The 10,094-nt window shown below is 64.3% G+C and carries 10 protein-coding genes; 6 read left to right on the top strand and 4 right to left on the bottom strand.

Going from position 1 to position 10,094, the window contains the following annotated elements:
* The 5 genes from HHL24_RS42490 to pyrF form a co-directional block, all read left to right on the top strand.
* Positions 1–383 (top strand): ABC transporter permease subunit (locus HHL24_RS42490; RefSeq protein WP_407947559.1); only part of this gene is annotated, 383 nt, incomplete at its 5' end.
* Between the two features lie 52 nt (positions 384–435).
* The gene (locus HHL24_RS42485; RefSeq protein ID WP_169491221.1) at positions 436–1,236 is read left to right on the top strand and encodes an SDR family NAD(P)-dependent oxidoreductase; all 801 of its coding nucleotides are present in this window, start codon (positions 436–438) and stop codon (positions 1,234–1,236) included.
* Positions 1,227–2,186 (top strand): SMP-30/gluconolactonase/LRE family protein, encoded by a 960-nt coding sequence (locus tag HHL24_RS42480; protein ID WP_407947560.1) that lies wholly within the window; start codon positions 1,227–1,229, stop codon positions 2,184–2,186. Before HHL24_RS42485 ends, HHL24_RS42480 begins: the two co-directional genes overlap by 10 nt.
* Before the next feature lie 290 nt (positions 2,187–2,476).
* A complete protein-coding gene (locus tag HHL24_RS42475) occupies positions 2,477–3,529 on the top strand; it encodes an aldose 1-epimerase (RefSeq protein ID WP_169491220.1) in 1,053 nt (350 codons plus the stop codon).
* A 302-nt stretch (positions 3,530–3,831) separates the two neighbouring features.
* On the top strand, positions 3,832–4,647 hold the full coding sequence (gene pyrF / locus HHL24_RS42470) for an orotidine-5'-phosphate decarboxylase (RefSeq protein ID WP_169491219.1): 816 nt from the start codon (positions 3,832–3,834) through the stop codon (positions 4,645–4,647).
* A 220-nt stretch (positions 4,648–4,867) separates the two neighbouring features.
* On the opposite strand, the gene HHL24_RS42465 is transcribed toward pyrF, so the two are convergent.
* The 4 genes from HHL24_RS42465 to thiL form a co-directional block, all read right to left on the bottom strand.
* Complete coding sequence (locus tag HHL24_RS42465) at positions 4,868–5,389, bottom strand: cupin domain-containing protein (RefSeq protein WP_169491218.1); 522 nt, start codon at positions 5,387–5,389, stop codon at positions 4,868–4,870.
* 32 nt (positions 5,390–5,421) lie between these two features.
* Positions 5,422–5,922: a CinA family protein gene (locus tag HHL24_RS42460; protein ID WP_169491217.1), complete on the bottom strand. Its 501-nt coding sequence runs from the start codon at positions 5,920–5,922 to the stop codon at positions 5,422–5,424.
* An 80-nt stretch (positions 5,923–6,002) separates the two neighbouring features.
* Positions 6,003–6,575, bottom strand: coding sequence for a phosphatidylglycerophosphatase A family protein (locus HHL24_RS42455; protein ID WP_206003274.1), 573 nt, complete (start codon positions 6,573–6,575; stop codon positions 6,003–6,005).
* Positions 6,565–7,563, bottom strand: coding sequence for a thiamine-phosphate kinase (gene thiL, locus HHL24_RS42450; protein ID WP_169491216.1), 999 nt, complete (start codon positions 7,561–7,563; stop codon positions 6,565–6,567). Before thiL ends, HHL24_RS42455 begins: the two co-directional genes overlap by 11 nt.
* A gap of 207 nt (positions 7,564–7,770) precedes the next feature.
* On the opposite strand from thiL, the gene HHL24_RS42445 reads away from it, so the two are divergent.
* Positions 7,771–10,094, top strand: a 2,324-nt coding sequence (locus HHL24_RS42445; protein WP_169491215.1) for an NADP-dependent malic enzyme, incomplete at its 3' end; no start/stop codon positions are given.

Here is a 10,094-nt window from a genome sequence, read left to right as displayed (position 1 = left end):
TGGCAATCGGCGGCAATCCTGAGGCCTCGCGTCTTGCCGGTATCAACGTCGAACGCACGCGCGTTTATATCTTCCTGATTCAGGGCGCCGTCACTGCGCTGGCCGGTGTGATTCTGGCTTCGCGGATTACTTCGGGTCAGCCGAATGCGGCGGAAGGTTTCGAGCTGAATGTGATTTCGGCGTGCGTGTTGGGCGGCGTGTCGCTGCTCGGCGGTCGCGCGACGATCTCCGGTGTCGTGATCGGTGTGCTGATCATGGGTACGGTCGAGAACGTGATGAACCTGATGAACATCGACGCGTTCTACCAGTACCTCGTGCGCGGCGCGATTCTGCTCGCCGCTGTGCTGCTCGACCAGTTGAAGAACCGCGGCTCGCGGGACTAAACCCGCGACTCAATGCGCGCCTTACTTACTTTGCTCTAAAAGGAATCGAACGATGTCGTCTCCGGCCAATGCAAACGACCGCCTCGCGGACAGCGCGTTTGCCCGCTATCCGAGTCTCGTCGACCGAACCGTGTTGATTACGGGCGGCGCGACCGGTATCGGCGCATCGTTCGTCGAGCATTTCGCGGCGCAGGGCGCGCGCGTCGCGTTTTTCGATATCGATGCGACCGCGGGTGAAGCGCTCGCCGATGAACTCGGCGATTCGAAACACAAGCCGCTGTTCCTGCCGTGCGATCTGGCCGATGTCGACGCGCTGCAGAAAGCGATCGCGGATGTCAAAGCCGCGCTCGGTCCGATTCAGGTGCTCGTCAACAACGCGGCAAACGACAAGCGCCACGCGATCGGTGAAGTGACGCGCGAGTTTTTCGACGCTGGCATTGCGGTGAATATCCGTCACCAGTTTTTTGCTGCGCAGGCGGTGATGGAAGACATGAAAGCCGCCAACAGCGGCTCGATCATCAACCTCGGCTCGATCAGCTGGATGCTGAAGAACGGCGGCTATCCGGTGTACGTGATGTCGAAATCGGCGGTGCAGGGTTTGACGCGTGGCCTCGCGCGCGACCTCGGTCATTTCAACATTCGCGTCAATACGCTGGTGCCGGGCTGGGTGATGACGGAAAAGCAGAAGCGTTTGTGGCTCGACGACGCGGGCCGGCGCTCGATCAAGGAAGGCCAGTGCATCGACGCTGAACTGCTACCGGCCGACCTCGCTCGCATGGCGCTGTTCCTCGCGGCAGACGACAGCAGGATGATCACCGCGCAGGACATCATCGTCGACGGAGGCTGGGCGTGAGTGCGGACACGCACGCGGGATCGCCTGCGGGGTTGCCTCTACCTGGCGCGTTACTGCTGCTCGACACGCAATGCACGCTCGGCGAGGGCGCGACGTGGTGCGCGAAAACCAGCCGCTTCTACTGGACCGATATCGAAGGCGCGCGCCTTTGGCGCTATGACCCGAGCGACGGCAGCAGCACCTCCTGGCACATGCCCGAGCGGCTTGCCACGTTCACGCTGTGTGCCGATCCGCGCTACCTGCTGCTCGGCTTGGCGACGCATCTGGCGTTCTTCGATCTGGCAACCGGCGAGACGCAGCGTATCGTCGACGTCGAACCCGGCTTGAATACGCGTGTGAACGACGGCCGTTGCGACCGTCAGGGCCGTTTCGTATTCGGTACGAAAGACGAAGGCTCGCCGCTGCAAGCGGTTGGCGGGTTTTATCGCCTGAATCACGATTTGTCGCTGGAGCGTTTGGCACTGCCCGCACCGGCGATCTCGAACAGCATCGCGTTCAGTCCTGACGGCGCGACGATGTATTACTGCGATTCGCCGACGCGTGAAATCCGCGTCTGCGACTATCGTGCGAACGGCAGCATCGACAACGACCGCGTGTTCACGAAATTGACTGACGCGACCGGCGAGCCCGACGGCTCGACCGTCGACCGCGACGGCGGTTTGTGGAACGCGCAATGGGGCGGCCGGAGAGTGGTGCGATATGGCCCCGACGGCGTGGAAACCGAGCGCATTGACGTGCCTACCGCGCAGCCGAGTTGCGTCGCGTTTGGCGGTCCCGCAAGGGGGCTTCCTTCGGAGCGCGTGCAATTGGGCACGCTGTATGTTACGAGCGCGCGCACCGGTCTCGACGCTGCTGCGCTCGCGGACGATTCTCATGCTGGCGGTGTGTTCATCGCAACGCCCGGACGGCGCGGTTTGCCCGAGCCAGTGTTCCAAGGTGCGCCTGTATAGCGCAGAATGACGCAGCCTCGGTGTCGAGGCGGCAGCGGAGGGGAGTAGAGCAGTGGCTTTAAGTGAATCAGCAGTTGATGTTACAAACGCAAACGCAAACGCAACCGCAGTCGCAACCGCAGTCGCAGTCGCAGTCGCAGTCGCAACCGCAGTCGCAAACCCAGTGCCAGCAAATCGGCAGCAAATCGGCAGCATGCAGTTCGGACCCAGAGGCGATCGGTTCAAAAAATCGCCCAACAGCACCCGTCAGCAATGACGGCAACGTCCCACGCCTCTCGATGGAGCCAGATATGACTGTTGCGAATCTTGTTTCCGCTTCTTCTCAGACCCGACGCGCGCGACTCAACGCGGCGGCCAATCCGGTGCTTCCGGGTCCCAGTACGTCGGCGGTTGCAGTCGGTGAGACGAGCGGCGGCGAGCTCGCGTGCATCACGCTTGCCAACGCGCATTTGCGCCTCGACGTTGCGCCGACGCTCGGCGGCGGCGTCACCCGTTTCGACTGGCGCAACGACGGCGCGCTCACGCCGATTTTCCGGCGCTGCCGCCATGTCACGGCCGATACCGAGCCGAACCAGCTGGCCTGCTATCCGCTGCTGCCATATTCGAACCGGATCGGCGGCGGTCATTTCAATGTGGCGGGGCGGCGTGTCGAGGTGCCGCAAAATCGCGCCGACGAACCCTTTCCGATTCATGGCGACGGCTGGCTCTCCGCCTGGCAGGTCGCGGAGTCGGACCGTGAAAATGTCCGTCTGACGCTCGATCGCCGTGACGGCAAACCGTACGCATTCCGCGCGACGCAAACCTATGCGCTGGACGGCCCCACGCTCGTCATCACGCTGGATATCGAGAATGCCGGCCGCGAGGCGCTGCCTTTCGGGCTGGGCGTGCATCCATTTTTCGTGCGTGACGCGGATACCGAACTATCGGCGGCGGCCGGCGGCCTGTGGCTCTCCGGCGACGACTGGCTGCCGGTGCGTCACGTGCAGGCGCCGCCCGCGTGGCAATTCGGCGTGGCGTATCCGCTGCCGGAAGCCATCGTCAATCACGCGTTCACGGGTTGGAGCGGGCAGGCGGCGGTGGTGTGGCCGAAGCGGCGCCTGTCGCTGAATATCGCCGCCGACACCGACTACTACGTGCTGTACACCCCACCGGGCGAAGACTTCTTCTGCTTCGAGCCGGTCGATCATCCGATCAACGCGATGAATCTGGCCGGCGGCGCGTGCGAGAACGGCATGACGATGCTGGGACGCGGCGAGCGCCTGACGCGCACGTTCCGCTTCAGCGTTGAGCGCACCGGTTTGCGCTCGATGCCGGGTGCGCGGGGTTCGCGGCGCAAGCAGTAGCGGGCGAGCAGGGCGCGGCGGAATGGGAGCCGGCGTTCCGGCCCGAGGCAAGGCGCCACGCTCCGGGGCGGGCACGGATGGCAGCGGCTGCGGAACGGGAGCGCGCGTTCCGGCCCGAGGCAAGGCGCCACGCTGTGGGGGGCGGGCATGGATACCGCGGCTGCGAAACGGAACGCCCGTCATGATCCGGGGCAAGCCCGGGCCGTCTCAGCGCGGGTTGGCATGACGCCTGGCCGCGGCCTCCCGCGCAGGACGGGTAAAATACGCGCCTCTTCCGTTATCGGCTCGCCGCGAGACTCACCATGTCCAATTTCATCCAGACACTCAACGACGCCTGGCAGCGCACGAACTCGCTGCTGTGTGTCGGCCTCGATCCCGAGCCCAGCAAATTCCCGGGTGCGCTCGCGGGCCGTCCCGAGGCGATTTTCGACTTCTGCCGCACCATCGTCGATGCGACCGCGCCGTATGCGTCGTCGTTCAAGCCGCAGATCGCGTACTTCGCCGCTCATCGCGCGGAAGACCAGCTCGAGCAGCTGATCGCGCACATTCATGCGAACCATCCGGGCTTGCCGGTGATTCTGGACGCCAAGCGTGGCGATATCGGCAGCACCGCCGAGCAGTACGCGCGCGAGGCGTTCGAGCGCTATCAGGCGGATGCGGTGACGGTGAATCCGTATATGGGTTTCGACTCGATCGAGCCGTATCTGGAACACGCGGGCAAGGGCGTGATTGTGTTGTGCCGGACCTCGAACGCGGGCGGTTCGGATCTGCAGTTTCTGGAGACGGGCGGGCGTCCGCTGTATCAGGTCGTCGCACAACTGGCGGCGGACAAGTGGAACGCGAGCGGCCAACTGGGTCTCGTGGTCGGCGCGACTTTCCCGAAGGAAATCGAAGTGGTGCGTGGGATTGTCGGCGATATGCCGCTGCTGATTCCGGGCATCGGCGCGCAAGGCGGCGATGTTCAGGCGACGGTCAACGCCGGCCGTACGGCGAACGGCACGGGCATGCTGATCAACTCGTCGCGGGCGATTATTTACGCCGGCAAGGACGACGATTTCGCCGAGGCCGCAGCGAAAGCCGCGATGGAAACGCGTGACCGGATCAATGCGTTTCGGTGATGGTCGGCGGCCGTCGTGAGCGACGGCCTGTGAATCGATGCCTGCTGTTGTTCGGGTTGGCCCAGCGGCCGGCCCGAATTTTTGGCTCTGTCGAGGCCGTTCACGCAAACGGCGCCGGCCTATGTTTTGTTGACGCTCGTGTTGCCGCTGGTCGCAGGCTCTGCGTCGGTCCAGGCTGATCAAGCGACCGGCCCGAGCCGCTGCCTTCTGTCGATGCGGATCAGGTAACCGGCCCCAGTCGCTCAATAAACGCCGCATGCTGCGGATGTTGCGCCTTCAGCGCTTCAACATTCGCCAGCTCGAACTCGCTGAATTCAAACCCCGGCGCCACCGTGCAGCCCACCAGCGCGAACGTCGCCGGGTCCGCGCATTCCGCGGCAAACCACAGACCCGCGGGCACCACCGCCTGAAACACGGCATCCGAATGCGTCAGCGCATTGCCCAACTTGTGCGTGATCAGCGAGCCCGCTTCGTCGAGTACGTGGACGTTCAATGGTTCGCCGGCATAGAAATGCCAGACCTCGTCGGACTTGATCCGATGCCACGCCGAATGCGCGCCGTCGCAGAGCAGGTAGTAAATCGCGGTGGACGCCGAGCGTGTCTGCGTTGAACCGTCATCGCGGCGCACTGCCTCCGCGGACCGATACGTCTCGCTGAAAAATCCACCTTCCGGATGCGGCTTCAGATCGAAGCGGCGGATCAACTCGTCTTTGGCTGCGGGTGAAGTAGACGTCTTGGGCATCGTGGGCGGCGCCTCAGGTTTTGAACCGGACGTTAATGTTCGCGCTCGTCGAGCAGGGCCAACACGCCGCGCAACGCGTGCGCGGCGGCCTGCACGCGGATCTTCTCGCGGTCGCCCTTGAAGACTTTGGTTTCCACCGATGTATGCAGCCGATTGCTCCAGCCGAACGACACCATGCCGACCGGTTTGGTTTCAGTGCCGCCGCCCGGGCCGGCGACACCGGTAATCGACACCGACACCTGCGCGCGACTGTTGCGCAGCGCGCCCTCGGCCATCGCGCGTGCCACTTGCTCGCTGACCGCGCCGTGCTTGTCGATCAGGTCGGCCGGCACGCCGATCATTTCGGACTTCGCCTGATTCGAATACGTGACGAAGCCGCGCTCGAACCAGCCGCTGCTGCCGGAAATATCGGTGATCGCGGTCGCTACCATGCCGCCTGTGCAGGATTCGGCGGTGACGAGCATCAGGCGCTCGTCGCGCAGGCGGTTGCTCACGCGAATCGCGAGCTGGTGAACCACGGAATCGGTAGGCATGGCGTCAATCCGGAAAACGAGGAACTACTGAGGGAGGCGGCCGGCCGGCGGGCGGCGGCTGGCCGGCACCGGCCAAACGGTTAAACCGACATGCGCCAGAGCGCAATCACGAGCAACGTGAAAAACGCGGCGACCAGGTCGTCGAACATGATGCCAAAGCCACCTTTCAGTCGGCGGTCGAAATAGCCGATCGGCGGCGGTTTCACCATGTCGAAGAAGCGGAACACGATGAACGCCGCGAGCTGCCCGGACAGCGTGACCGGCGTGACCATCAGCAGCACCAGCCAGAACGCGATGATTTCGTCCCAGACGACCGGCGACGGATCGTCGGTGCCCAGTTTCTTCGCGGTAAAGCCACAAATCGCAATGCCGCCGAAAAAGCCGGCGACGATCAGCACGCCCCACTCGATCACGGTCAGGTAACGGCTCAGGACGGCGAACGATGCCCATGCGAACAGCGTGCCGATCGTACCCGGCGCAACCGGCGACAAGCCGCTGCCAAAACCCAGCGACAGAATGTGCAGCGGGTGCGACAGCATGAAGCGCGCGGTGGCGCGGCGCGGCTGAGGGCGCGGCGCGCGCGGGCCAGACGCATTGGGCGGCGGATTGCCGATGAGATCGTCGGCGGGGACCAGCGGGGGATCAGTCTGCATGGAAGTGGTCGAAGCCTTGCAACGTCAAAGTGAGGGGCGCGCCGGCGGCATTGCGCCAGCCTATCGCCGGGCGGTCGGCCGCCGATTGAAGAGCGCTTATTGTACCGATGCGGGTGACCGGAATTGCCACCTCGCGGCCGGCTGCTTCGACCTTGGCGCGCGCTGCAACCGGCGCGGTGAAGCACAGCTCGTAATCGTCGCCGCCGGCTAGCGTGCAACGTTGCTGGATCTCGGGTGGGAGGCGGCGCAGCGCGGCCGAACGCGGCACGGCGTCGACGTCGACCGTGGCGCGCACGTTCGAACGTTCCAGGATGTGCAGCAGGTCGCCGGCGAGCCCGTCCGATAGATCGAGTGCTGCATGTGCGATGCCTCGCAACGCGATGCCCAGGAAGACGCGTGGCTCCGGGCGTTCGAGGGCGCGACGAAACGTCGCAGTGTCGCTGGCATCGGCGGACCACTCGCCGCGCTGCACGCCTAGCCCCGCACGCGCGTCGCCGAGCGTACCCGAGATCCAGATGTCATCGCCCGGCTGAGCGGCATCGCGGCGCAGCGCAGCTTGCGGCTTCACGCTGCCGAACACGGTGACGCACAGATTCAATGGGCCACCGGTCGTGTCGCCGCCGATCAGATCGCAGCCGTAGCGCTCGGCCAGCGCGAAGAGTCCATCGCTGAAGGCGGCGAGCCATGCCTCGTCGGCCTTTGGCAAGGAGAACGCCAGCGTGAACGCTTGCGGCTCAGCGCCCATCGCCGCCAGGTCCGACAGGTTCACCGCGAGTGTCTTGTGCCCGAGCGCCTCGGGATCGACATCGGGAAAGAAGTGGCGGCCTTCTACCAGCATGTCCGTCGATATCGCCAGCATTTCTCCCGGGCGCGGCGCGAGCAGGGCGCAGTCGTCGCCGATGCCGAGCGCGCCTTCAATAGCACGGGACGACGCAGCGGCGGCGCGGCGGGCGAAGAAGCGATCGATCAGCGAAAACTCGGAGAGCATGGTGGCAATGGGTGGACGGATAAGTGCAACGAAAAATCGCCAACGGCGCGCATTGTACGGGGATGCACGCGGGTAAACACCCTATTCGCACTCAACTCCGATTCAACGAGTGGTTGGCCCAAAGCGCGCCACGTCTGCCTTTCGCTATATTTCGGTCGCGGCAGTTGTACCCGTATTGAAGGAATTGGGCCGGCAATTGGGGCTACAATGCCGTCGAACGTCTATTCTAATCCGCCCTTCGAAGCCCGCCTTATGTCGACTCCCGTCAATAGCAAACTCCGCGAAGCCGCTCTCGATTATCACGAGTTCCCGACCCCCGGGAAGATCGCGATCGCCCCGACCAAGCAGATGATCAACCAGCGCGACCTCGCGCTGGCCTACTCGCCGGGCGTCGCGTTCGCGTGCGAGGAAATCGTCGAAAACCCGCTGAATGCCGCCCGTTTCACCGCGCGCAGCAACCTGGTCGGCGTCGTCACGAACGGCACCGCGGTGCTGGGTCTCGGCAACATCGGGCCGCTCGCCTCGAAGCCGGTCATGGAAGGCAAGGCCGTCCTGTTCAAGAAGTTCGCCGGCATCGACGTGTTCGATATCGAGCTGAACGAGTCCGACCCGCACAAGCTGGTCGACGTGATCTGCGCGCTCGAACCGACGTTTGGCGGCATCAACCTCGAAGACATCAAGGCGCCGGACTGCTTCATCGTCGAACGCGAATGCCGCAAGCGCATGAAGATTCCGGTCTTCCACGACGACCAGCATGGTACGGCCATCGTCGTCGCGGCGGCCATCACCAATGGTTTGAAGGTGGTCGGCAAGGACATCAAGCAGGTCAAGCTGGTGTCCTCCGGCGCGGGCGCGGCGGCGCTGGCCTGTCTGGATCTGCTGGTCGACATCGGCCTGCCGCTCGAAAACATCACCGTCACTGACCTGGCCGGTGTGGTCTACAAGGGCCGCGTCGAACTGATGGACCCGGACAAGGAACGCTTCGCACGAGAAACCGATGCCCGCACGCTCGCTGAGGCGATCGGCGGCGCGGACATTTTCCTCGGTCTCTCGGCCGGCGGCGTGCTGAAGCAGGACATGGTCAAGCAGATGGCTGACAAGCCGCTGATCCTGGCGCTGGCCAACCCGACCCCGGAAATCCTGCCGGAACTGGCGCTCGAAGTGCGTCCGGACGCGGTGCTCTGCACGGGCCGCACGGACTACCCGAACCAGGTGAACAACGTGCTGGTGTTCCCGTTCCTGTTCCGCGGCGCGCTGGACGCAGGCGCGACGACGGTCACGCGTGAAATGGAAATCGCCGCGGTCAATGCGATTGCCGAACTGGCCCGCCAGGAGCAGAGCGATATCGTCGCGACCGCGTACGGCATCCAGGATCTCTCGTTTGGTCCGGCCTATCTGATTCCGAAGCCGTTCGACCCGCGCCTGATCGTCAAGGTCGCGCCGGCCGTGGCGAAGGCCGCGATGGATTCGGGCGTGGCCGAGCGTCCGATCGAGGACATGGAAGCGTACGAACAGCATCTGCAGCAGTTCGTGTATCACAGCGGCACGACCATGAAGCCGATTTTCCAGCTGGCGCGTGGCGTCGAGCCGGAGAAGAAGCGCATCGTGTTTGCCGAAGGCGAAGAAGAGCGCGTGCTGCGCGCGATGCAGATCATCGTCGACGAAAAGCTCGCGAAGCCGATCCTGATCGGGCGTCCGGCGGTGATCGAGCAGCGTATCGCGCGTTACGGTCTGCGTCTGGTCGCGGGGCAGGACTACACGGTCGTGAACACGGACCACGACGAGCGTTACCGCGATTTCTGGCAGGAATATCACAAGATGATGTCCCGCAAGGGCATCACCGAGCAGATGGCGAAGCTCGAAATGCGCCGCCGCACCACGCTGATCGGCGCGATGCTGGTAGAGAAGGGTGAGGCGGACGGCATGATCTGCGGCACGGTGTCCACCACGCATCGCCACCTGCACTTCATCGATCAGGTGATCGGCAAGAAGGAAGGCGCGAAGGTCTATGCGGCGATGAACGCGCTGGTGTTGCCGAACCGCCAGATTTTCCTGGTCGACACGCACGTGAACGTCGATCCGACGCCGGAGCAGCTCGCTGAGATCACGATCATGGCAGCCGAGGAAGTGCGCCGCTTCGGTATCGAACCGAAGGTCGCGCTGGTGTCGCATTCGAACTTCGGCTCGAGCAATGCGCCGACCGCGCAGAAAATGCGCGACACGCTGGCGATCCTGCGCGAGCGCGCGCCGGAACTGCAAGTGGACGGCGAAATGCACGGCGACCTCGCGCTCGACGCGAATCTGCGCCGCGAAGTGCTGCCCGACTCGACGCTCGAAGGCGACGCGAACCTGCTGGTGCTGCCGAACATCGACGCGGCCAACATCTCGTACAACCTGCTGAAGACCGCGGCGGGCAACAACATCGCGATTGGTCCGATGCTGCTCGGCGCGGCCAAGCCGGTGCATGTGCTGACGGCTTCGGCCACGGTTCGCCGCATCGTCAACATGACGGCGCTGCTGGTTGCAGACGT

It is taken from the genome of Paraburkholderia polaris (assembly GCF_012927345.1).
In the GTDB taxonomy this organism is placed as follows: Bacteria; Pseudomonadota; Gammaproteobacteria; order Burkholderiales; family Burkholderiaceae; genus Paraburkholderia; species Paraburkholderia polaris.
The sequence above is the reverse complement of the archived record's forward strand: the minus strand, read 5'-3'. Positions and strand labels throughout refer to the sequence as shown.

Bases quoted from the DNA above. Each gene is read 5' to 3' on its own strand.
- HHL24_RS42485 (WP_169491221.1), top strand. From the start codon at position 436: ATGTCGTCTCCGGCCAATGCAAACGACCGCCTCGCGGACAGCGCGTTT.
- HHL24_RS42475 (WP_169491220.1), top strand. From the start codon at position 2,477: ATGACTGTTGCGAATCTTGTTTCCGCTTCTTCTCAGACCCGACGCGCG.
- pyrF (WP_169491219.1), top strand. From the start codon at position 3,832: ATGTCCAATTTCATCCAGACACTCAACGACGCCTGGCAGCGCACGAAC.
- HHL24_RS42465 (WP_169491218.1), bottom strand. From the start codon at position 5,389: ATGCCCAAGACGTCTACTTCACCCGCAGCCAAAGACGAGTTGATCCGC.
- HHL24_RS42460 (WP_169491217.1), bottom strand. From the start codon at position 5,922: ATGCCTACCGATTCCGTGGTTCACCAGCTCGCGATTCGCGTGAGCAAC.
- HHL24_RS42455 (WP_206003274.1), bottom strand. From the start codon at position 6,575: ATGCAGACTGATCCCCCGCTGGTCCCCGCCGACGATCTCATCGGCAAT.
- thiL (WP_169491216.1), bottom strand. From the start codon at position 7,563: ATGCTCTCCGAGTTTTCGCTGATCGATCGCTTCTTCGCCCGCCGCGCC.